We start from the raw sequence: 23,416 nt of genomic DNA, 5'->3' as shown, positions 1-23,416 counted from the left end.
GATCTTAACCGCCCCCTACAAAATGTACAATCTCTATTGTGTCGCCATCTTCAACCGAGGTAACCGAATGCTGTTCCTTATTCAATATCTCCTGATTTCTCTCGACAACCACTGTCTTGACGCCCAAATTCAAGTGATCCAGCAGATCTTCAACCGTATGAATTGTGCCTTCGTTCAAGTCCATGTATTGACCATTAATACGCAGCTTCATCGCAGCACGCCTCCTTCAAGCTGGCGCTGGAACCGGTCAGGTCTAAATGCGTCCAGGTTAATCCCAGGTGTATCCTTGCCTTCCATCTCGTTAGCCAGCATTGTCGCTGTTATGGCACTCAGAAGAATTCCGTTACGATAATGGCCAGCAGCGGCATAAAGTCCTTGCAGCTCTTGGAATCCCCCTATATACGGCAGTCCGTCTGGTGACTTGGGACGATGGCCCGCCCAGGCTCGTTCGAACTGGGCATGTCTCAGGTCTGGGATCCACTTGGCCGCTTCACTTATCAATCTGACAATGCTATCAGCGAATACCCCCTGTGAGCTGTCACCCGGAATGCTTGTTGCCCCTATCCACAGCTTGTTGCCTGGTTTGGGCACAATATAGATAGATTTCGCATACAACGTAGCCTGTAATAGAGGGACGCTGCTTTGTACTTCGACAATCTCCCCTTTTACCGGCTCAAGAGGAAAGGACAAGCCCAGCGGCTGCAAGAGCTGCTCTGTTCCCCATCCCCCGGCCAGCACTACTTGATCACAAGGCAGGAATCCTCTAGAAGTCTGGACTCCTTCAACCCGCTTATTATGCACTTGTATGCGGGTAACCTCAGTCTGACGAAGCAATACTGCACCTGTGGCTTGCGCACTGAATGCCAATGCTTCAGTAAGCTTGGAGGGCATAACTTGTATCTCTTCTGACCTGTAAATGGCTCCGCTTAATCCCTTAGCGAGTGCAGGCTCCGCTGCTGCCAGCTGCTCCGGCACCCACCATTGTCCTGTTGCTTCAGCAATTATTCTGGCCTGAAGTTCTTCAGCTTCCAGATTGTCTCTGGCTGGGGTCAGGAACCCTTGTTGATTCAGTCCTGCGTCAATCCCACTTATCTCCTTCACTTCATGCACCAAGGCCGGGATAAGATCCCTGCTTAATCTGGCCAGGTTCTGAAGCTCTGAATGCTCGAAGTGCTCACAATCCGCAGCCAGCATGCCTGCAGCAGCGCCAGAAGCACCAGAAGCCAGGTCCGTCTGTTCCACAATCGTTACACTCTCACCTCGCTTCACCAACTCATAACCAAGGGAACTTCCTATAATTCCTCCGCCAATAATAATTATTTTCCGTCCGCCCAAGAGGGTTCACTCTCCTTCATGATTAAGGCTGCTGTTCCATTAAACATGGCTGCCGCAGCCTGATCCAGCGCGCACCGGTAGGCTTTCGCGGCCGATGCCGGATCTGCCGCATTCATAATTCCTGACATGATCGCAATCCCTGATGCACCAGCCTGCACGATCTCTTTCACACAATTGGGTGTAATGCCCCCTATAGCAATGACTGGAATTCTGGATTTACTGCAGACTTCGGCAAGAGCGGAGATTCCGCGCCCTGGCAGCCCATCTTTCGAGCTTGTTGGGTATACGTGGCCATACAGAATGTAATCCGCCTTGTGCCCATAAGCAGCCGAAGACTCCTCGATAGTATGAACCGAACGGCCAATTCGGAGCTTACCTGCACTGACAGCTCTTGCCAATAACGGATTAAGACTTTCTGCTCCCAGCTGCACACCTCCCAGAGTGTAGGACATCGCAATATCCAGCCTGTCGTTGATATACAATTTGTGGGCAGGGACTCCTAGTTCCAGAAGCTGCTCGACCGCAGAAGATATCTTTCTCGCGCTCCAGCGCCGTTCTCTTAGATGAAAAGCATGGATGTGAGGGTGAATGGCATCTACAACCGATACCAGCTTAGAAGGGTCCTGCTCTCCATTTGAAATAACGTGCAGTTCATGAGAAGAGCTCATTAATCTCCAACTCCCTTTCAGACGTATGAGTAAAGTGGTATACGCACATGCAAAAAAGCCGCTCTCATAGAGAGCGGCAACACGTTCATATCAAAGCGAAAGCTCTGATCACGGCCATATTACAGCATGGTTAATTCCTTTCTTCCCATAGCTTAAATTATGGTGTGACATTCACGAGTACCACTTCCCTACGCTGGTATAACCCAGATCAGGTGCAAAGGGTCCGGAAGTGTGAACTTCCATCTCAGCCAGAATCGGCCCCCCTAGTGTGTAACTATTCAGGTTAGTGCCATTGTAACATGTTTTGGAAATATAGAGAACCCTCAGATCACTATTCCATTAAGGAGTGATCTAAGGGTTCATGTGGTTAAAGAAATGATGAGCTATGGAGCTATGTCTATTTTGTTGACCAGGCTTCTACATCCCAAGTCTTGGTAACCCAGTCTTCATAGAAATCAGGTTCGTGTGATACAAGAATAACAGTCCCTTTGAATTCCTTAAGGGCACGTTTCAATTCTTCCTTCGCAACCACATCCAAGTGGTTCGTAGGCTCGTCGAACAGAATATAATTCGTCTCGCGCATCATCAGCTTGCACAGACGTACCTTAGCTTGTTCTCCCCCGCTCAGCGCCTTAAGAGGACGGGTGATATGTTCATTCTTCAAGCCGCAGCGCGCTAAATGAGCACGTACCTCATGCTGATTCAGATGAGAGAATTCATTCCATACATCATCAATCGGTGTGATATTCTCTGCGCGAACCTCTTGCTCGAAATAAGCCGGGAACAAGAAATCACCTTGGTACGTTTTCCCGCTAATTGGACGAATTTTGCCTAGAATTGTCTTAAGCAGCGTAGACTTACCGACACCGTTACACCCAACAATAGCAATCTTGTCCCCGCGTTCAATGATCATGGACATTTTGGGCAGCAATGCGTGAGTATAACCGATCTCAAAATCAATTCCCTCAAATACCGTCTTTCCGCTGGCCCGCGCTTCCTTAAATCCGAATGTAGGCTTGGCAGCCTCCTCCGGACGGTCAATACGCTCAATACGTTCAAGCTGCTTCTCACGGCTCTTGGCACGGCCAGAAGTTGAGTAACGAGCTTTGTTTCTCTGTATGAAATCCTCTTGCTTCTTGATAAATTCTTGCTGCTTCTCATAGGCCTCAATATGCTGATTCTTGTTGATATCCGCCATATCCAGGAACTTCTCATAGTTAGCCGTGTATCTGGTCAACTTGGCGAACTCAAGATGATACACCACATTGACAACCTTATTCATAAATTCTGTATCGTGGGAGATCAGCATGAATGCATAAGGATAGTTCTGCAAGTAATTGGTTAGCCACTGAATGTGCTCCACATCCAGATAGTTCGTAGGCTCATCGAGGAGCAGCACATTCGGCTTCTCAAGAAGCAGCTTAGCTAGAAGCACCTTCGTACGCTGTCCACCACTAAGAGCAGAGACATCACGGTCAAGACCAATCGCGGATAGCCCAAGTCCATTAGCCATTTCTTCGACTTTGACATCAATCAGGTAGAAGTCTCCAAGGTCCAGCTGCTCCTGAATGTCGCCCATTTGAATAAGCAGCTCTTCAAGCTCCTCTGGAGAGGCATCGCCCATCTTATTGGTAATCTCTATCATTTCCTGTTCAAGTTCCAGCAGCGGAAGGAAGGCATCCTTCAACACATCACGAACCGTCTTGCCCGGAGTAAGAATAGAGTGCTGGTCCAGATAGCCGTAACGCACCTTTGGAGTCCACTCTACTTTCCCGCTGTCCTTGAGCAGCTTGCCTGTCAAGATATTCATAAGCGTAGATTTCCCAACGCCATTAGCGCCAACCAACCCTACCCGTTCGCCTGCAAGCAGGCGGAATGAGACATTCTTAAATAACGTGCGGTCTCCAAAATTATGCGATACGTTCTCAACTGTTAATAAACTCATAAAAAAGAACAGACCCCTATCTTATATATTTAATAAATTCAATAATCGTTATAGACATTCAAGAATTTATTTTAGCATAAGAGGGAGCATTCCCGAAATAACTGAAACAAAATTTAATTTATCTTATAAACAACTAACTTATTATTACTTATGCCGCAAAGTGTTATATCATGGTTCCTTATTGAAGACATTGTACTCAAAGTAACCCTTGGCCGCTGCTTCCCGTTCACTCGTAAATACCTCTTCAAGCTTAAACCCGGATTCGGTTGAGTCCCTGTAATAGTATTTGATTCCATTAGCCTGGTTGATTCCGCCGTAAATGACAGGCCGCTTCACCAGCCTGGCGCCTCCCAAGGCATAATTGTTATAGTATTTATCCCCAACGGGAATTCCCTGTAGAAAGAGCATAATTCCGATATCATCAAGCGTGTTATTCCAATCCTCACCTGAAATGTCCGGCAATGTGAACTGATAAGCCATGCCCAATTTCGATGTGTACATATTATGTCTATTGATCGTTTTCTCCAAGTCTTCCTCAATACTCTGAACGATAACAGTCCGCCTTTTAGCTTCATACACATCTTCGTGATCTAACAAAGGGACACTGCTTACCTCTGATATTTCTGCGAGCGGCCCATCCAACCATTTGCCATATGCGGCATCGTATACTGTAACATAATGATCAAGTGTGAAATGGATTACGTTCCCCTGCTTGTCCGCGTAAGCATATGGCTTCTTCACGCCCCATTTAAAGTCGGCAAGAGGCTCATGAAATGCTCCTGTATAATCGCTGAACTGATAGATGTAATAACCATCATAGTCAAGAACCACTATAGAGGGAATATAGTGCATAAATGTCCGCTGCGCTGCAGGATCTTCTCCTATTCCAAAATTGAGATATAGAGTATGAAGCATGGTCTTAAGCGCCAAATCCCGGTTAGCGCGAAAATGCTTGTCCGAGGCGTACCCAGCCTCATACCTCTGGAGCTCATTGTCATCGAGCTGGCTTGCCCCATCCTGTACCGCTGCTCTTAGAGCAGCGGTATAGCGGCTGCTTAGCCGCTGAGCTTCGATCCTATCCTGGCTGTGTACTGAGGTTATCCATAAGAAGGGTCCCATTATTAGAATGAACAACACCGCAAGATCAGTAATCTTCATTCAAGACCATACCTCCATAATGAAGCGGGCCATCTTCGATCTCCGGCTCTGAACCATACAGTATACTTGTCAGGATGCTCCATTGACTTTGGTCCTTCCGCTGAATACTTACCATGAAGTAGTCACCCATTTGCATATAATACTTACGCTTGCTGCTGTCCTTATCCTGTGAAGTGTCCGTATACAGGCTGCTCTCCATTTCATCCATATAGTGGCCTTCATACTGAACACTATAATCATTCAAAAATGTTGAAGCATTCGAAGGATCTGTATACTCAGGATGGTACTTCTTATGCTGGTGCTCAAGCTCAACCTCGAAATGGCCGCCGGATGCTCCAAGCTCCTTCCGAAAGTCTTCATACATCACCGGAGAAATGTAGCCCTTATTTCTAACAGAATCCACAAACTCAGTCAAACTGTGATTGACGGTTAAATAGGTTATCTCCTTCTGGGTTTGGGCATGCTGCACAGCAGGTACGAAATAGAGCAGCAGTACGGCAAGCAAGGCCGCAAGTACTTTGGACAGAGAGTTAATCATATCTTTGCCCCTTAATTTAATTTAGTAAAACTGATCTGCTCAAGCTTACCTGTTGAATCCCTGCCATACTCTACTTTATATGTGCTTGTTACGCTGATCTCGCTGGATGGAAAATCCCCTCCAGCTTCAGCTTGAACAGGATACAGCCGACCTTCAAATTCAACATTAACATCAGGATTTTCTTTATGACGGTCTTGCATTAATACAAGAACCTGTGCTCCGGTATATGTCTCAACCGAATCCATATTTGAGCTCTTGGTAATACTACGATTCTGCGATTCTGCAATCGCCGAAGCATGGTCTAGAGCTTGGCTGCTAAGAGAAACTCCTGCCCAGCCATAGACCAATGCGGTAATCCATAGGGCCAGACCTGCGGATAACCACAGCAGCTTTTTTGTTGTCTCCGTCATTATCTGGCCGTGCTTTGCACAAAGATTAAGCCGCGAACGACGTTGGAGCTGTCTTTAACGACTTGAGCCTTGAATTTGCCACTCGGGTTCACATAGTTGGGATCTGTTTCATCCCAGGATTTGGTGACCTCAGTAGCGCTTTTACCTGTCACCGATCCATAAGCACCGTCAGTAACATCCGTAGTGTTCAAAGAGGATCCGTACCATACTCCGCTTTGATTCTTCCCGGTTAGAACTTTAATTCCAAATTGGTCTTTCCCTTTGTATTTTCTAATCGCGTTGACTACCTGGGAACCGCTTATCGAAGTATCGTCATATACCGTGAATGAGGCTTGAGCAAGCTCGGTCTGAATATCTGAGAAGTTATTCTGGGCTGTCTTGGTTGCCTCTTGAGCCGAAATAAATAGAATGACGACAATCGTAATCAAGGCAATAGTCAGGAAAATACCTGCTGCAACTTTAAGTGCTGTAGACGCGTTATTCATGAGAAATAAACCTCCAAATTTAATTAGATTTTTTGAATTTGATCGTAATATTGACTCATCTGAGTAAAGCTCATCCAGATCAGAGGTATAACGAGATACATAAATATGAGTGCATACATAGGAGTGAAGCCGATCACCCGCCCAAGCCCTGCCTTAGTCTCCAGCATTTTCTCGTAATCCAGCCGCCTCTGCTCAAATCGAAAAGCCATCTCACTCTCCAAATCATCGAAAGCCTGCGCAATCGGAATCTTCTCAACCGCCAGCAGCAGCTTCTCCGTGAGTCTGGTGAACTCCGGAAGAGCCGATTCTTCTTTCATGGATTGAAGGGAAGCCTCTGCCCCATGTTCGTAATGAAGCAGGCATTTCTCGATGGGTGTTCTAAAGATCACTGAATAAGCATGCATCCATTCCAATATTTCCTCTACAGATATCCTTTCAAGCTCCCTAAGAATTGTAATCATGGTCTGGAACTGGTACACCTCGTGCTTCATATCCATGGCTCTGATTCGTCTTTGGAAGTAGAGCATCCATAGTGGGCAGCAATATCCAAGCCATCCTATTCCAAGCGATAAGAGAACTTCCCACCATTTCAAGTATTCATGATTCAGCCGGTTGAATTTGTCCATTATTCTGCTAACAATTGCTTTTAGCTGCTCTTCAGTTAGATTCTTGTCCGCATCCGTTGCCACTATCCTTGATACCTGCTCATAACTAACAGCTGAGCCCGAACCGTTAAGTCTATTGATCCACTTGCGATCTTGTTCACGTACCTTGTTATGTTGTGTTGATTCTGCTCGAGAACTTGAGCCGAGCATGATAGATTCCCTGGGACTCTCGGATACAATCCGGGCCTTTTCACTTGAATGCAGGAAGATAGTGCAGCCGAGTGTGATTAGAACAGCACCGATAAATAGCACAATGCGCCGGATATACATCCATTCCACCTTTAGCGGATGATTGGTGTCCCTTAGCAGTTCCGACATTTTCAAGTAGCTAATGGTATGAGATCCGGGGATAAATAGGTTTACCAGCTTTCCAGATTTTGAATTCTCATATAATGTCTGCTCCCAGCCTGCCCTTCCAGGTTTGGGAACATAATTTTTTTCTTCAACACCTGTTAATTTCTGAAGCATTATGTAAGCAAGAATGATAATGACATATATTACGATTTTGGTCAGCAGCCCATACTTACCTAAATAGTAGTCTTCCATTAATGGGAAGCTTCTTCTCGCCCAAAGTTCAATCGGTTTTGTGAAAAAAACAGGAATTAGTGCAATAAAGTGCAGCCCTTTTAATAAATAATCAAGTTTATTGCGGCGTATAATATCCAGATGGATTTCCTGGGTCAGGCTGCTCAGTGCCTTTAAATAAATAGAGCCCTCTTTCTTAACCTTATCCCCATACTCCATAATTAAAAACGAGATTCCCGCAAACGACTTAAGAAAACGGCTGGGTGAAGTCTCATAATACTTGTCGAGCTCATCAGCCGGATTTGTTGAGACCAGCGCGTCTGCTATAGCGAATCCGTGTCTCGCAATTTCTTCTTCCGCAATTTCTGCAGCATCATACAAAGCTTCCTCTACTATGCCGTGACGGTGGTAGGCGTGTCTGACCTCTGTGAAGTAATCAACCATCTGAAGCAGCAGCTTTTTCTCCAAACGATGGATATATGAGTCCAGAAACATGCTATTCAGAATGATCGCTGTAAGAATTAGTGTCAATAGATAAATAAAATCCGGATTCAGACTGTACAATATGGTGATGCTGAATCCATAGGTTCCCAATATACACAGGGCCGCTGTCATGGTATGTATTCTTAAGTCAAATTCATTATGGATGTTCACACCGGCTATTCTTTTGCGAATCTTATGAATGTATGTACGTAATACAGGAACCTTCATACTGTTCTGATAACAGATCAGCATCCACACTTTGTACCGATGAACCCAGCTACTGGATGCAGCCGGCTTTGTAAAAGCAAAATACCCTTCGCTCGTCTGCTCATTTCTATGTATCACTCTTAAAGCTATGATCAAACTTAAGAAGCCCACTCCCGATCCTATTCCAATCCATATCAGCCACTGCTTAAGCTCCAATGTGTTCACCCCAATAAGTGCTAACAAAAGTCCGGAAGCTGCTTGCGTCTTCAGAAGTCATTTGTCCCGTCATTTCCTGAATACTGTGGCTGGATAAAGAGTTAACCAATACATAACGACCATTATGAAATTCGATAATGTTTCTCCCTTTGTCACGGTTGCTATTCACACATTCGGTAATCCGTTCGATGTACCGATTTCCATTGAGATCTGCGCGCAGATGGATATTGAAATTAATTACACTCAGAACCTGCCTTTCGGCCATGCGTTCATCCCGGAACATCCCGGATTTAAGCAGGGAATTCCGTAATGACTGAATGAGGTCATCGAATGTCTTGGCATGATGGGTGAAAATCGTGAACAGGCTCGCCACCTGCGCCATTTGAATCATCCACGTAGCAACTTCATCTGTTGCCACTTCGCCCAGAATGTTCACTGCCCCGTCTGTCTTCTTCTGAAGATCCAGGCCGGCTTGGCCGCTAATATAATCGGTCTCCTTGAAGCTGAGTATGTTGCGTTTGCTGTACAAGCTTCTTAGATGGAGCTCGAAAGACATTTCCTGAACACGGAGGGTATAGGATGCATAAATATGTTTGACCATGGCCATAAGCAGGGTAGTCTTCCCCGAGCCTTGTGCTCCTGTAATCGCTGTGATTCTGCCGCCTTTCATTAGATATTTCAGGAGTTCAATCGGCAGCTCGGCATTCTCGTCTTTAATCAACTGAGCAAGTACAGCAGATTTGACATCGAACTTTCTTACAAAAAATGCCCAAGACTCCGAAAAAGGAGGTCTTACAACGACTACCCTTGAACCATCCTTCATCTCGTTCACTTTATAACCGCTGGATTCGGAGAGTTGACCTGGGAGATTGTACTTGTATATATTCTGACAGACTCGCTTCAGTTCACTTTCACTCCCGAACGACAGAAAGGGAAGATGTATTGATTTTCCTTTGTAAAAGATCCATAGGCTTTCATAATTCTTCGGCCCATGACATGGTCCCTTACGAAGCTGAGTGTCATAACCTGCCACTTCAAAGTCCTGTCTGATCCCCCTACGGCAGTCTTGCTCGGGAACCCCACTTACACCGCCGCTTACTCCATCTATTCTTTGGTCACGCAGTTCATCGGCTACAGAGAACCCCTTATACTGCTGATAGATCCTTTGGACAACAATGTCCAGCTTCTCCTGGAACAAGAGGGGACGATTCTCAAGACAAAAAACATAGTCGATATCTTCCGCCGTAATCTCAAATACCTGATCATCACCGTCCGATGAGGTTCTTACCTTATCCAGCTCATATTTCTCGATAAGGGTGCTGATGGCATTCTCCCCATGACTAGATTTGTACAAGTACAGCAGGATTTCAAACCGATCCTGTATGGATAATAAATGGAGCTCCTCAAAGGGAATGATCTTGTTAATCGTTATAGAATCAATACCGTATGAGGTCTGAAGAAGATCCGCAATATACAGCTTCACATATTCCTTATCTGAATAATCCCCGGATACGCAGCCCTTTAATGCTTTTCTCAGCTCTGTTCTTTGGTTAGAGATTCTACGGTATTCTTCCTCTCCATATTTCCAGTCATCCACTCTTGTCCGGCTGAGTTCATGAAGACTTTGTTTAATAGACTGAATAAGTGCATTCAAAGTAAATCGTTCCTCTTGATGAACCGTCTCATGTTGACTCCGGCTCGGTACGAAGACTTTGAGAATTACGAATAATAGAACGAACAATCCTATAACCCCAATAGCTACCGCATTTATTCCAGAAGCCATTTAAGCCCCCCTTCCTGAGTTAGGGATTTGCTGAATATCCGCGAGCTCCATTACTTTTTGGCTTAACTGCCTAATGGCACCCATATACTTCGAGACTGGCACGTTTCTCCGGTTAACATCATAGTTCCTCCTAAAGAAAGCAATCACCTCACGGGAATTCCAGGCATCGGCCATTTCCCGGCTATACGGGATTCCGATTAATGGCGCCTTGCAGCCGTATCTTCGTCTGATATTGGAAATAGAACAATGCTGGTCGGCATCATAATCGTTAATGACAAGCACATGCGGCTTGTTCGTAATCAGTGGATTATACTTAGCCTCTTCAAAATAAGTCTCAAGCAGCCTTGTATTTTGCCTGAGCAGTATCACCGTTACCTGCCCGGCCTTCATTGTCAATTCATTAAAGGTTCCGCTCCCAGGGGAATCCACCAGCACAAGTTCATACCTTTCATTGGCAACTCCAAGCAGATGATTGAACTGGGCTTCGTGATATCTTGCTAGACCCGCTTCTCCAAATTCCGGCCCCGGGGCCATATCCAGTCTGTCTTGTACTAGCGGAATCGTGTAGTCCGCAATATTGTGCCTGTCCAGGATCCCGCTGGCAGATAGACGCATTAATGAGTCGATTCCCTGCTGATTCGAGCTTGCAACAAGCACATTTGATGGGTAACTTTTATTTTCTTTAAATGCCTCTCCGATTCCGGTTCTCCTCGTGCCTGTCTGAGTAAGCAAAATTCGGATTCGATAATCCAGACTTGTTATCACAGCGAGAGGCACTGCAACCTCTGAGGTTCCGGCCTGACCATAGTCCCAGAAAGCGATTGTTGTCATGCTCTCCTCCTTTCAGCGTAACGCAGCAGTTTGCGGGTATGAGGCTTATCCCATTCAGTTAACTGCTCCAGCAGCTCTTTCAGAGCATTTTTATATGCCCGGGTTACCCTATTGAATCCAATTGTCCGGGCATGCTCACTTTCTATGTGAACGGCCACATTCGCCTCATCCCATGGCATTTCAATGAAATCCTCTTGCCACGCAAACGGCAGACTGCTGACAAAGCTTCGGATGTAGGGCTCACTTAAGCGGCTGTCTACACTCTGAACATATACTCTTCTAATCTTCATTCCTTGTAATTGAGGATACCGACCCAGCAGCTCAGAGAACTGCTCTCTGCTCTTCTCCAAGGCGTACCTCTCGAAGCTGGTCACCCAGACAACAGCATCTGCTTCTACCCAAATATCCTGACCACAGAAAGCTGGATCTTCCAGGTCAAACAAGATGTAATCATAAGACAGCTCTGACTCCCCGTGGCTATCCAGATCGCTAAACAGTTCAAGCGCACTCTCATACCCTGAAGCGACATCAATCCCGCAAAATTCAGTTAACCGCATTTCGTTGTCATGCACACCAATCGAATACTTGTACTTAGATTGTTCCGTAGCATCTACAAGCAGAACTCTCTGCCCATTACTAGTAAGTATTTTACTCAGGTACAACAGCAGTTCCCGCTTATCACTAACGCCGGCAAAAATCCAGTGTTTCACTCTTATCCCTCCGTATATGTTTAATGCCCGGTCTTCATCTTCATAATCGAAGCTTTATTTTACTTGAGTATTCTGATCCGTCTGCTGCGCAGACTGTAAATATTCCACTTGCTTCCCTTCAAATTCAGTAGCTGACTGTGGAGTTAGAGCGCTCAAGTCTTTCTCCAATAGCGCCCTTGATGTGTGACTGAGCCCTTGCTCCGCACGCCTTAAGATATTCGGGTCTTTGGAGATCAGCTTAAGCACCTCATCATTTGCCGGATAGGTCGGGATAGCGGACATCTGAAGCTCAGGCTCGACATATGTAAGTGCATAAATAGATGCTTTATGTAAATAAGCGTCAACTACCGCACTGGATAAAGACAGGATTTCTGACTCAGTCAAGGTTAATGTCATGGTGGTAGTCTTTAGATCTTTCACTTTCTTCTTCGATAAAATAATGTAGTCCTGGCCTGTCGGGAACTGAATTCTTACATCAATTACATCTTTTGACTTCAGAACCGCGGGAATTTTCACGAAGCTAATCTCACGATTCCGCAGATCATTACTAGCTGCTTCCGCCTCATAGAGCACTGATCCGGTAACCAAGGTTTTGGACTTTAACGCTATCTTGGTGATCTTCCCTTCAATATCGTCCTTCTGAAGAAGTGCATCGCTGGGTACCCGATCAGCCGGGAAATCCTTCTGCTCAAGATCAGTTGTCCGCAATTTCTCTCCTGCCCCTATCTCCCGGACTGTTATCCAGCCAGACGTCATCTGATTGGCCTTGCCCTCCTTAAGCCGGTTAATCTCACCCTCATACTTTTGTTCAATTAAATTCATGGATTGCTTATTATGGTTCTGGCTTATAACTAGATACACGATGAACACAAACATAACAATACCTGCACCCGTCAGAGCCGCATAGAGCATATGCCGGGTTCTTTGTCTTAACCTAAACATCAAACTCCTCCTCTCCACATTCTCTTAAAACCAAATTTGAACAGACGGGTTGGCCTATCGCTGCTGATAATAGATCTGCACACATTCTCCATCGCTGCTACAGTCTCCTCAGAAGGTTGAAAGGGATCCGTCTCGTGTGGAATAGGAAGCAGTCTAGAGGTTCCCAGCTTCCTTCGCAGATGGTGAATTACCGTCATTGGCGCCGATGGAATTGCGTAAATCCATTTACTTTTAGAGTAAGAAGCTGACAATCTGCAGAAGGATACAATATCTTGGAATCTCCATGCTGCAGCGGAGCCCACAACAAGCGATATGTCTGCCCTCACAAACTCTTCAATTGTCTCTTTGCTCTGGTCGCTCCCCAAATCCAGAATGACCAATCCACCCTCGCCTGAGATCATATCCAGCATTTCCATTCTGGTCGGCCGCCGGCAGTAATGAACACCTTCGATAGAGAAGCTTCTCTCCGCGGATAAAGCCCCGGTTACACCTGGTTTGGAAGCTGAAGTCTGAAGTCTTGCGAACGCACTCGATTTATCCGTAAGCTCAAGCAAAGTAACTTCCTTAAAGTGAGTAATTAATGAATAAGCCAGCATGATTGCCGTATGCGTAGTACCAACACCTCCCGAGACTCCGATAACTGCAATAACCTTTGTTCTGGAGGACTCTGACTTCTCAAGCTGAGTGCGATCAGAAGAAGGATGCACGATTACGGATTGGAGCGCCTTCCTGACCTCACTCACTGACACATAACGATCCTCAGGCTTATATTGCAGCAGCTTCTTTATAACCTTTAGCAGAGCGGTTGTGTTAGACTGATTGGCATCAACTTTAAGCAACTGCTGTACTTCAGGCCTCCACTCACTCAGCTGGCCGCCTGTGATTAAATACAAGAGCAGCGCGCCCAGTGAATACAGATCCGTTCTGGCATCAGTCTGCTTACCTCCATACTGCTCAGGTGCGGCAAAACCAACCGTGCCCAGCTTCACCGTATCTTCCGGCTGATCCATCTTAAATTGCCTGGCAATTCCGAAATCAATAAAGCGCAGGCTGCCCGCTTGATCAATCATTAAATTCGTTGGCTTTAAATCCCGGTATACAATGGGCGGGTCAAAAGTATGAAGGTACTCCAGACCTTCGCATATCTGGCCGGTAATTTGCAGAACCATTTCGATTGAAGGCAGGCAGGTCAAGCCCGCAAGATAATTCTCCAACGTAACTCCTTCAATAAAGTCCATGACCAAATAGGTATAACCTTCCTCATCAGGCGGGAAAAAATCAACAACGTGCGGCAATCGGGGATGGTTCAGCCTGATGAGCAGTCTGGCTTCCTCTTCCAGCCGGGCATTCTGCCCGGATACCGTCATGGTTTCTTTGATAGCCCATTTCTTGTCATGAAGCTTCAAATCCACTGCACAATAGACATGGCTCATTCCCCCGCTTGCTATCCACTTCTCGATCTGATATCTGCCCCCAAGTAGGCTCCCCGGCTCAAGCTTTGAAGGAAAATGCACTCGATCCTCTCCTCTCTAAACCAACACAAAAAAGAGAAAGTCCCAAGCTCCGGTCAGTTAGTTGTGCTAACCAAACGAATACTTGGGATACTTTCCCTAAGTGGTCACTGTATAATATTGGAATCAGTATAGAACACCTAAGCCGTTAAGTAAAGTGCAAATTTTACAAAATAATAGTTAACGACATTAATATTTAATCATATATAGTGTAATTTCATCGCGATTATGGAACAGCTGCTTTGCTCTCTGGATCTGCATATTTGCCCTATCAAACGTGTCCATTACTTCTCTGATTAGCGCAAGCGGCTTCTTGCTCAAGAGCTTTACAGTAACAATTGCTGTTCCTCCAGGAACTAGGCTGTACAGCAGACCAGTAACCAGCTTAGCGGTTAGTTTAGGACTCCAGCTCATGTCACATACTAACAAATCGAATTGTTCTTCCCGAAATTTAACACTGTCTGCATTCCTGTTCAAATATGTTAGTCTGTCCGAACTCATCAATGAGGGATGCATCTTGGCAGGATCAACTGCGGTAACCCGAAGGCCTCTTTCAAGCAGAAACGAGGTCCATCCTCCCGGTGCGGCTCCAATATCAAGCGCTTCAGTGAATGAGCTGAAATCAATCCCGAATACACGCTCAGCTTCCAACAGCTTGAATTTGGCTCTGGAAATCTGACTGTCTTCCTTCTGAAATCTGACAGCTCCACCGTTCCAATCCGACAAATTGTCTTTAGGAGAAGAAATGCCTGCATATAGAGCTTTGTCTGTAGCCAAAACTGAGACCACCAGCTCCGCATCCTTTACCACAAATTCGTGCACAAACTCATTAAGACCCACCTGAATCGCATCTTTCAGATCCGTAGAAGTCCCTTCCCAGGAATCTTGACTGGCCTTGCGTGCTTGAACCGTCACCTGTGTCCCCCGCAGCTCTGGCAGATGCCTGAGACAGGAAGTTAATTGAAGCATAGCATTCTCTTTGTCCCCGCCGACAATGCCGATTTGGTACTGGACCGGGAATATATGCCTTAGAAAGATAGGCTGCTCCACGCGCAGCCTCTCAATCGCCTCTTGGCTGGATACTTCCAGTGTTCCAAGGAAGACCTCGCCCGGCACGATAACCGTGCTTTTCACAGAACCAAACTTTCTTCTTAACTCCTCCTGGGCATAGGGGGCGAACCCATGATTGGCCGTGCAAATAAATCGTGATGACACGCCAGGTATTACGTTCTCTAACTCGTCTTGACTATTCAAAAGCTCTTAACCTCCAGTAAAATGCACTTGCGTAACAGACGCCGCTGCTTATTTTGTCTTCTTGGCTGCTTGATCAGCGATCTCATCCAGACGGTCAAAAGGTATAGGACCATTATGAAGAATGACATCCTCAGGCTTGCAAGTGTACAGTGTTTCGTACATGCTCATTTTTCCCTGCAGACTGGAGGTGTGGAGATAGATTTCTCTAGCGAACAAGCCCTCGTTAGCCATAACAGCCGCTACCTCACCACCAGTCATTCCCTCAGGTCCCATATCGTAATCGAGTGAAAGGATATCAACCTGAGTTGTACGCAGTACTTCAAGACACTCCTGGCCTGTTCGTACCAAGGTGAAACCCGCAGGACAACGCCGCATATCATCCATATACAAGTGGATCACATTTGTTCTTCCTTTCCCCAGATGCGTAATCAGCTAAGCTTCAGACCAACGTCTTACCAGCTCCATATCCCATGTGTATGTACCATCATCCCCTGTTTCGCTTTCGAAGATGAAGGCTTTATCTTTAATTTCTTCGATCGCAATCAGCTTACGGAACCCTGTCTCACCGATGAAGCCCTGGCCAACCCGCTCATGCCGGTCCTTTCGTGAGCCAAAAGGATATTTGGAGTCATTTAGATGTACAGCGACCACGTGATCCCAGAATTCCAGTTCTCTCCCTTTGGCTGCGAATGAATCATCCTCGGCTCCGCCCCATATTCCCGCGCCAAATGCATGGCAGGTATCCAGGCAAAAGCCGATATGTTCGGGGGCCTCGCATAATTTGCGGATTTGAACCATTTCCTCCATCGTCATGCCCATGTCTCCATGATCGCCAGCCTGATTCTCAATGAGCAGCTTGGCATTCCCTTGCCAGCCGCTTAGTATCTCGTTAATACATTGTATAACATTTTTATATCCCTGTAAGGGGTTACCCGCCTTATATGTGCCAAAATGAACAACTATCCCGAGCGACCCGCACGCCTCAGCAATCTCAAGATCATTGCGCAAGGAATCCACAATTTTACGATACACCGCGGGTTCGTCTTCCGAATTAACAGCCAGATTGCTAGGGTACGGAGAATGACCGACAGAGACTATCCCATTGTCATTGCACCACTGCCTGCATCTCTCAGCGTCCCGGGCGTCATACTGCTTAATGGTCAAGCTCCGTGGATTCTTTGGAAAATATTGAAACGCGCCGGCATTCATGGCAGATGCTGCTTGTGCAGCCTGATAGTAACCTCTGCGAATGCTAAGATGACCGCCAATCTTGATCTTACTTGTCATGCTGACATGTCGGACAGTAGAACACTTTTCTACCGCCAATCTCGCTTTTCTCGATTACTCCGTCGCAGCGGATACAAGGTTCCCCTTCCCGGTCATAGACCCGGCATAATTCATTAAATCCCCCGGTGAGTTTATCCTCATGAGTTAAGGGAAGCTCCATGTAGCCCCCATGCTCTGTAGCATGATGAAATACTTTCCTAGCCGCATGATAGATCCTCGCCAGATCCTCTCCGGACAGATTCTGAATTTTGGCAGATGGCCTGAGTTCAGCTTCAAAAGCTATTTCATCCGCATAGCAGTTCCCAATTCCCGCAATGACATGCTGGTTCACAAGCGTACTTTTGAGCGCGCCGCGCCGTCTGCTGAACAACTGAATGAATTTGTCCTGATCCATTCTCCTGTCCATCAGCTCAGGACCCAGATCTGCCAAGAACTCATCCGTCTCCTTGGCGCTATACAGATGCAGATAACCCAGACGGAGACCTATAAAATACAACGTCTGCTCTCCAAAGCTAAGCTCCACTTGGGTACTGCGATTAGGTTTATCCTCTTCGGTTCCAAGATACAGCAATCCACCCAGCATGAGATGCAGCAGCAGGCGGCGGCCGCTGTCTAGATGGAATAGAAGATGCTTGCCGCGCCGCTCGATGAAGATAATACGGCGCCCAGTAACCTCCTGGATGAAGACATTTCGTTCTTTATTAATTGATTTATCCCTGTTAATCACGACCTGTGTGATGGGACGGTCAAGAATAAGCTGGGATAGTAATATTCGGTAATTGTCCATCTCCGGAAGCTCCGGCATAATGCATCTTCCCTTCGTCATCAATCTCATCTTGTGATTAACTGTGTGAGCTCATGGAGATCTGAACATATCATATCCGGCTTCACACCCGTACTTGCCAGAAAGGTATCCAGATTCTCAGCTGTCGTAACTCCTGTTAAGGTTAAGATAGTCCCGCAGCCGGCATTTACACCGGCAGTAATATCTGTAAGCATATTATCCCCGATAACGGCCACATCCTGAGCGCGCAGTCCAAGTCGATCTGTTGCAAATTTCATCAATATGCCTGAAGGCTTGCCGATCACTACTGGCTCAGCACCTGTTGCTGCTCTGATTGCAGCCGACAGAGTCCCTGCTCCTGGAAGCAATCCGTCCTGCGATGGCAGCAGCAGATCCGGATTCGTCAAAATATACTGTGCACCGCCAAATATCCAGCGTGCAGCCTCTGTCAACTTATCATATGTAAATGCACGGTCAATACCTTGAACCACATAATCAGGCTGGTCGTGGGTAAGCTGTAATCCCGCCTGGTCCAGAGCAGTTAGCAGTCCCTTTTCCCCTATAGCAGCCACACGGCAGCCTGGAGCGATCTCTGCAATATACTGCGCGGCCGCCACGGCCGATGTACACACCTGATCTGGCTCTGCCGCAATTCCCATATGTTCTAAATGCACAGCTACATCCTCAGGCGTGCGCGATGAATTGTTCGTGACAAATAGTAGAGGAATTCCCTTCTCATTTAGCCGGCGTATCAGCTCATCTGCCCCAGGAATCATATGTGTTCCATGATACAGAGTTCCATCCAAATCAATTAAAAAAGCTTTCCAGGCCTCATTCAAATCTGTTCTCTCCCTCATCTTCTTCCCATTACTATTCCCATTGTAAAAGAAAGCAGCGGTGCGGGCAAATTCATTAATCCCGCCACTCGCCAGAAATAGTACACATTTGCGTCGAACTCTATCGAAGGCTGATACCGTATATTTTTAGAAGAAGAAAAACTTTGCAGCCCAGTGTCATTTCCTGCGCTTTCCCGGAAAATAATTCATCTATATTTCCTGTTCACGCTGCTCACTCCGCCATACCGGCACAAGCTCATGTTCTTTCGCGAGCCTTGTATTCGGGAATACTGTACTTGCTTCTTCAAGCAGCACCTCAAGCTGCTCATCGTCCTTGTAGCGGGAACTGAAGTGAGTAAGAACAAGTTGTCTGGCTTGCGCAGCCAAAGCCGTCTCAGCCGCCTGAACAGCTGTACTATGATAATAGTTGTATGCGGTCTCAACCATTTCATGTGAGAATGTAGCCTCATGGACCAGCACATCCGCATTTCTGGCTAGCTGGATTCCGGCACTACAAGGTCTAGTATCCCCAAGAATGGTCACGACCCTTCCCTTTTTGGGTACACCTAGTACATCTTTGGCATGAACCGTTCCCGATTCTGACTCTATGCTCTCTCCCCTTTTGAGCTTTCCATACAGTGGCCCTGGCTTGACTCCGAGCTTCGCAAGTGCCTCAAAGTCGAGTCGGCCTGGCTTATCAAGCTCCGTAACACGGTAACCATAGCTGTCTATTCGGTGCTCCAACAGTGCGGACTCTACACGAATAGAATCATCCTCAAAAATAAGGCCCCCGTTATGCTCCTTTACAATCAGCTCATAATTAATATGTGACTCACTAATGCCCAGTGACATTCTTACATATTGTTCAAGCCCTTTCGGGCCATACAAGACAAGTGGAGTGTCCCCTCCTTGATAGGAGCGGCTTGATAACAGACCCGGAAGACCAAATAAATGATCTCCATGCAGATGCGTAATGAAAATTTTCTCCAGCTTGCTCAGCTTAAGCGGTGAACGCAGCACTTGATGCTGTGTCCCTTCCCCACAATCGAAGAGCCAGAATGATCTTCTCTCTTCGTACATTCGCAGGGCCAAGGAAGTGACATTACGCTGCAGGGAAGGAACACCTGCGTTGGTTCCCATAAAGTAGAGTTCCATCTTCTCAACCTTCTTCCGCATTCTTGGTTAGTTACAAATTAGCAAAAATCCCCCGTTACCCGGAGGATTTTTGCAGCAATCTTTATACTAGTGCAGCTTAAGCTTTCTCTACATTGAAATATTGTGCTTCGGGATGGGCGAATACGAGTGCAGAGACAGATGCCTCCGGCTCCATCATGAACCCTTCTGTAAGCTCAACCCCTATATCTTGGGGCTTAAGCAGTTCGAACAACGGCTCCTGCAGCTCAAGATCTGGACAAGCAGGATACCCGAAGGAGACCCGAATGCCCTGATATCTTGCGCCGTGACGCTGCTTCATTGTCATATCGGCTGGATCCGGGAAGCCCCAGCTGTCTCTCATGATATGGTGAACCCGCTCTGCAAGACCTTCAGCAATTTCAAGTGCGGTTGCTTGAACCACGTGAGAACGAAGGTAATCGCCTTTGTTCTTCCATTCCTCAGCCAGATCCCTTACTCCGTGGCCAGCAGTCACCACCAAAAAGCCGACGTAATCCATTATGCCGCTCTCGACAGTCTTTAAATAGTCAGACAAGCACAAGTGCGGCTCCACTCGCTGGCGTGGGAAGCTGAAGGTCTTAAGCACTTTCGTGTGATCTTCAGGATCATAGATCAAAATATCATTCCCACTGGATTGAGCCGGGTAGAAACGGTATAAAGCATGTGCTTGAATAATCTCATTGGTCACTGCTTCATGAAGGACTTGATCCACTTTTTCTTTGAGATCTACTGCTTTAGGGTCTTTGGAAGCGAGCAGCTGCTCTACTGAGCCTCTCAAACCAAGGTGGTGCCCCAAAAGCATCTGCATGTTCACATAGGGAATAATGTGATTGATTGGATAATTCCTGATCACATGACGATCCAGATCTGGCGGCAAATATACAGGTGCATCTTGCGAGATATTGGAACGGACAGCGCGGGTAAGTTCAGGCAGAACCGTCTTAACTACTTCCTGCTCGCCTGCTTCTTTCTCTGCTTCAAAATCCAGGCGCATTTTCTCTCTGGAATTCGGATCCATCAGCTTGTTAGCCAGGTCCAGCCCGTCCATGGCGTCCTTCGCATAGACTACAAGCCCGTTGTACTCAGGCCGGATGCGGGTCTTGGTGAACTTCCGGGTTAGGGCGGCACCGCCCACCATAATCGGCACATCGATTCCGGCGTTACGCAGATCCTGGGCAGTGGATACCATCTGCTGAGCAGATTTAACCAGAAGTCCAGATAGACCAATAGCATCGGCTTTCTGCTCCCGGAAAGCTTCGATTATACGCTCCGGTGGTACTTTTATACCCAAATTGACAATGTCATAACCGTTGTTGGAAAGGATGATCTCGACCAAATTCTTTCCGATATCGTGAACATCGCCCTTCACCGTCGCAAGCATAATCCGCCCTTTAACTGAGGACTCATTCTTCTCCATGAAGGGCTCCAGATAAGCTACAGAGGCCTTCATCACCTCAGCGCTCTGAAGCACCTCGGCAACGATCAGTTCATTGTTATTGAAGAGGCGTCCTACCTCTTCCATTCCCGCCATAAGAGGCCCGTTAATTACCTCCAAGGCCGTGTAGCTGCCAAGTGCCTGCTCCAGATCGGGAATCAGCCCTTCCTTAGTTCCTTCCACCACATAAGAGGCGAGTCTCTCTTCAAGCGACAGATTGCTGATCTTCTCCTTCTTCTCAACCTTCTTGTTCCGGAAGGCTGCAACAAAGGAAGCGAGTGTCTGATCATTAGTATCATAAATGAGATCTTCGGCGAGCTTGCGTTCCTCTTCAGGAATGGAAGCATATCGTTCCACCTTCTCCGTATTCACGATTGCATAATCCAGGCCCGCCTTGGTGCATTCATACAAGAATACCGAGTTCAGAACTTCACGTCCGGCTTCTGGAAGACCGAAGGACACATTACTAATTCCGAGCACAGTATGGCAGGCAGGTAGAGCCTCCTTGATCAGACGAATTCCCTCAATCGTCTCCTTAGCAGAGCCGATATACTGCTCGTCCCCTGTTCCGACCGGGAATACAAGCGGATCAAATATGATATCTTCGGCTTGAAGACCATATTTGTTAACAAGCAGATCATGCGATCGTACAGCAACTTCCAGCTTGTCTTCTCTCGTGATGGCTTGTCCGCGCTCATCAATTGTACCAACTACGATTGCAGCCCCATATTTATGAATAATAGGCGTAACCTGCTCGAACTTCTCTTCACCATCTTCAAGGTTAATAGAGTTAATTATTGACTTGCCTTGACAATATTTAAGTGCGAGATCGATGACAGCCGGATCGGTGGTATCGATCATCAGGGGCACCTTTACTTTTTTGACTACCAGTTCCAGAAACTTCTTAATGTCCTCGGTCTCGTCGCGGTCCGGATCCTGTACGCAGACGTCGATAACCTGGGCACCGCCTTTGACCTGGGCACGGGCAATTTCAGATGCCTCCTCGTACTTCCCTTCAACAATTAGGCGTTTGAACTTTCTAGAACCTAGAACGTTCGTTCTCTCACCAATCATGTAAGGCCGGTTATCCGATTCAATATACACAGGTTCAATTCCGGAAATCGCCGGCGGATGGGATACCTCATCCATTTGGCGAGGCTCGTACTGCTTCATTTTCTCAGACATGGCATAGATATGCTCGGGTGTCGTACCGCAGCAGCCGCCCGCAATGTTGAGCCAGCCTTTCTCGGCAAAAGCCGCCATTTTCGCAGCAAGAGAGTCCGGAGATTCATGATAATTGCCGTTCTCATCGGGCAGACCCGCGTTCGGATAACAGCTGATGGCTGTGCTCGCCATATCCGATAGGGTACGAATATGATCACGCATGAACTCTGGCCCCGTGGCACAGTTAAGCCCCACCGAGACGGGATTCAAGTGCTCAAGCGAGACATAGAACGCCTCTATGTTCTGTCCGGCAAGCGTAGTTCCCATCGGCTCGATCGTTCCTGAGATCATTAGGGGCAGAGTGATGCCCGTAGTCTCATATGCACGACGTATAGCGATGCTTCCCGCCTTCACATTCAAGGTATCCTGGGATGTCTCTAGCAGCATGGCATCTACGCCAGCTTCAATCAGAGCCACCGCCTGCTCTTCATAACTTTCAATTAGCTCGTCAAAAGTCACACCGCCGGTTACGGACAGTGTCTTGGTCGTTGGCCCCATAGCCCCCACCGCATAACGCGGGTGTTCAGGCGTAGAGTATTTATTAACCGCATCAACCGCTAGCTTGGCCGCTGCCAGGTTAATCTCGCGGGCTTTATCTTGGATATCATATTCGGCCAGAACAACAGAGGCTGCCCCGAAAGTATTAGTCTCAATTAAGTCGGCTCCCGCTTCAAGGTATTTCTCATGAATTCGGGAGATTACATCCGGACGGGTGAGAACCAGCATCTCGTTACAACCATCAAGCTCTTCTCCACCGAAATCTTCGGGTTTTAGCTCTTCTTGCTGAATCATGGTTCCCATGGCCCCGTCAAGAATCAATATTTTGTCTCTCATTCTGGATTGCAGACTTGGCTTAATCAAGATTTCATTCCCCCCTGTAAAACGCTAAAGTTAAGTTTAGCAGAATCAAACGCTTTAGGAAAGGCATTGGATTCATTTCCGTGTCTATGAAAACGCTTGTTTATCTAAGGACATCCTTCCAAATAAGGGGTCGACACGCCCTCTGTAATC

At 46.9% G+C, this 23,416-nt stretch carries 21 protein-coding genes and 1 riboswitch; all 21 genes read right to left on the bottom strand.

Annotated elements, in window-relative coordinates; translation table 11 throughout:
* Positions 1-4: 4 nt before the first annotated feature.
* The 21 genes from thiS to metH all read right to left on the bottom strand — a co-directional run bounded on the left by thiS (position 5) and on the right by metH (position 23,266).
* Entirely contained in the window at positions 5-211 is a 207-nt protein-coding gene (thiS, locus tag LDO05_RS09220) for a sulfur carrier protein ThiS (RefSeq protein WP_251378536.1), read from the bottom strand.
* Complete coding sequence (gene thiO, locus LDO05_RS09215; RefSeq protein WP_251378535.1) at positions 208-1,335, bottom strand: glycine oxidase ThiO; 1,128 nt, start codon at positions 1,333-1,335, stop codon at positions 208-210. The genes thiS and thiO overlap by 4 nt, the downstream gene beginning before the upstream one ends.
* The gene (locus tag LDO05_RS09210) at positions 1,317-2,003 is read right to left on the bottom strand and encodes a thiamine phosphate synthase (protein ID WP_251378534.1); all 687 of its coding nucleotides are present in this window, start codon (positions 2,001-2,003) and stop codon (positions 1,317-1,319) included. The genes thiO and LDO05_RS09210 overlap by 19 nt, the downstream gene beginning before the upstream one ends.
* A gap of 168 nt (positions 2,004-2,171) precedes the next feature.
* Positions 2,172-2,278: riboswitch (TPP riboswitch) on the bottom strand.
* A 122-nt stretch (positions 2,279-2,400) separates the two neighbouring features.
* Positions 2,401-3,948: an ABC-F family ATP-binding cassette domain-containing protein gene (locus LDO05_RS09205; protein ID WP_251378533.1), complete on the bottom strand. Its 1,548-nt coding sequence runs from the start codon at positions 3,946-3,948 to the stop codon at positions 2,401-2,403.
* A 168-nt stretch (positions 3,949-4,116) separates the two neighbouring features.
* The gene (locus tag LDO05_RS09200; protein WP_251378532.1) at positions 4,117-5,106 is read right to left on the bottom strand and encodes a hypothetical protein; all 990 of its coding nucleotides are present in this window, start codon (positions 5,104-5,106) and stop codon (positions 4,117-4,119) included.
* Positions 5,093-5,644 (bottom strand): hypothetical protein, encoded by a 552-nt coding sequence (locus LDO05_RS09195; RefSeq protein ID WP_251378531.1) that lies wholly within the window; start codon positions 5,642-5,644, stop codon positions 5,093-5,095. The genes LDO05_RS09200 and LDO05_RS09195 overlap by 14 nt, the downstream gene beginning before the upstream one ends.
* 11 nt (positions 5,645-5,655) lie before the next feature.
* A complete protein-coding gene (locus tag LDO05_RS09190; RefSeq protein WP_251378530.1) occupies positions 5,656-6,054 on the bottom strand; it encodes a hypothetical protein in 399 nt (132 codons plus the stop codon).
* Positions 6,054-6,539, bottom strand: a complete 486-nt coding sequence (locus LDO05_RS09185) for an ABC transporter permease (protein WP_251378529.1) — start codon at positions 6,537-6,539, stop codon at positions 6,054-6,056. Before LDO05_RS09185 ends, LDO05_RS09190 begins: the two co-directional genes overlap by 1 nt.
* 23 nt (positions 6,540-6,562) lie before the next feature.
* Positions 6,563-8,644, bottom strand: a complete 2,082-nt coding sequence (locus LDO05_RS09180) for a hypothetical protein (protein WP_251378528.1) — start codon at positions 8,642-8,644, stop codon at positions 6,563-6,565.
* Positions 8,625-10,418 (bottom strand): ATPase, T2SS/T4P/T4SS family, encoded by a 1,794-nt coding sequence (locus LDO05_RS09175; RefSeq protein WP_251378527.1) that lies wholly within the window; start codon positions 10,416-10,418, stop codon positions 8,625-8,627. Before LDO05_RS09175 ends, LDO05_RS09180 begins: the two co-directional genes overlap by 20 nt.
* The gene (locus tag LDO05_RS09170; protein ID WP_251378526.1) at positions 10,419-11,249 is read right to left on the bottom strand and encodes a P-loop NTPase family protein; all 831 of its coding nucleotides are present in this window, start codon (positions 11,247-11,249) and stop codon (positions 10,419-10,421) included. It abuts the gene before it with no gap.
* Positions 11,246-11,959 (bottom strand): hypothetical protein, encoded by a 714-nt coding sequence (locus LDO05_RS09165; RefSeq protein ID WP_251378525.1) that lies wholly within the window; start codon positions 11,957-11,959, stop codon positions 11,246-11,248. Before LDO05_RS09165 ends, LDO05_RS09170 begins: the two co-directional genes overlap by 4 nt.
* 54 nt (positions 11,960-12,013) lie before the next feature.
* Entirely contained in the window at positions 12,014-12,901 is an 888-nt protein-coding gene (locus LDO05_RS09160) for an SAF domain-containing protein (protein ID WP_251378524.1), read from the bottom strand.
* Positions 12,901-14,415 carry a protein kinase domain-containing protein gene (locus LDO05_RS09155; RefSeq protein ID WP_251378523.1) on the bottom strand — a complete coding sequence of 505 codons (1,515 nt, stop codon included), beginning with the start codon at positions 14,413-14,415 and terminating at the stop codon, positions 12,901-12,903. Before LDO05_RS09155 ends, LDO05_RS09160 begins: the two co-directional genes overlap by 1 nt.
* Positions 14,416-14,601: 186 nt before the next feature.
* Positions 14,602-15,666: an SAM-dependent methyltransferase gene (locus tag LDO05_RS09150; RefSeq protein ID WP_251378522.1), complete on the bottom strand. Its 1,065-nt coding sequence runs from the start codon at positions 15,664-15,666 to the stop codon at positions 14,602-14,604.
* Positions 15,667-15,714: 48 nt separating this feature from the next.
* A complete protein-coding gene (locus tag LDO05_RS09145) occupies positions 15,715-16,065 on the bottom strand; it encodes a cyclic-phosphate processing receiver domain-containing protein (RefSeq protein ID WP_346657637.1) in 351 nt (116 codons plus the stop codon).
* 33 nt (positions 16,066-16,098) lie between these two features.
* The gene (locus LDO05_RS09140) at positions 16,099-16,953 is read right to left on the bottom strand and encodes a deoxyribonuclease IV (RefSeq protein WP_251378521.1); all 855 of its coding nucleotides are present in this window, start codon (positions 16,951-16,953) and stop codon (positions 16,099-16,101) included.
* Positions 16,943-17,758 (bottom strand): Fpg/Nei family DNA glycosylase, encoded by an 816-nt coding sequence (locus LDO05_RS09135; protein WP_251378676.1) that lies wholly within the window; start codon positions 17,756-17,758, stop codon positions 16,943-16,945. Before LDO05_RS09135 ends, LDO05_RS09140 begins: the two co-directional genes overlap by 11 nt.
* A 26-nt stretch (positions 17,759-17,784) precedes the next feature.
* Entirely contained in the window at positions 17,785-18,576 is a 792-nt protein-coding gene (locus LDO05_RS09130) for a TIGR01457 family HAD-type hydrolase (RefSeq protein ID WP_251378520.1), read from the bottom strand.
* Between the two features lie 207 nt (positions 18,577-18,783).
* Entirely contained in the window at positions 18,784-19,728 is a 945-nt protein-coding gene (gene rnz / locus LDO05_RS09125) for a ribonuclease Z (RefSeq protein ID WP_251378675.1), read from the bottom strand.
* Positions 19,729-19,825: 97 nt separating this feature from the next.
* A complete protein-coding gene (gene metH, locus LDO05_RS09120; protein ID WP_251378519.1) occupies positions 19,826-23,266 on the bottom strand; it encodes a methionine synthase in 3,441 nt (1,146 codons plus the stop codon).
* Positions 23,267-23,416: the final 150 nt, after the last annotated feature.

The sequence above is a fragment of the Paenibacillus sp. YPG26 genome (genome assembly GCF_023704175.1).
GTDB lineage: Bacteria > Bacillota > Bacilli > Paenibacillales > Paenibacillaceae > Fontibacillus.
This window is presented reverse-complemented; position numbering and strand designations above follow the sequence as displayed.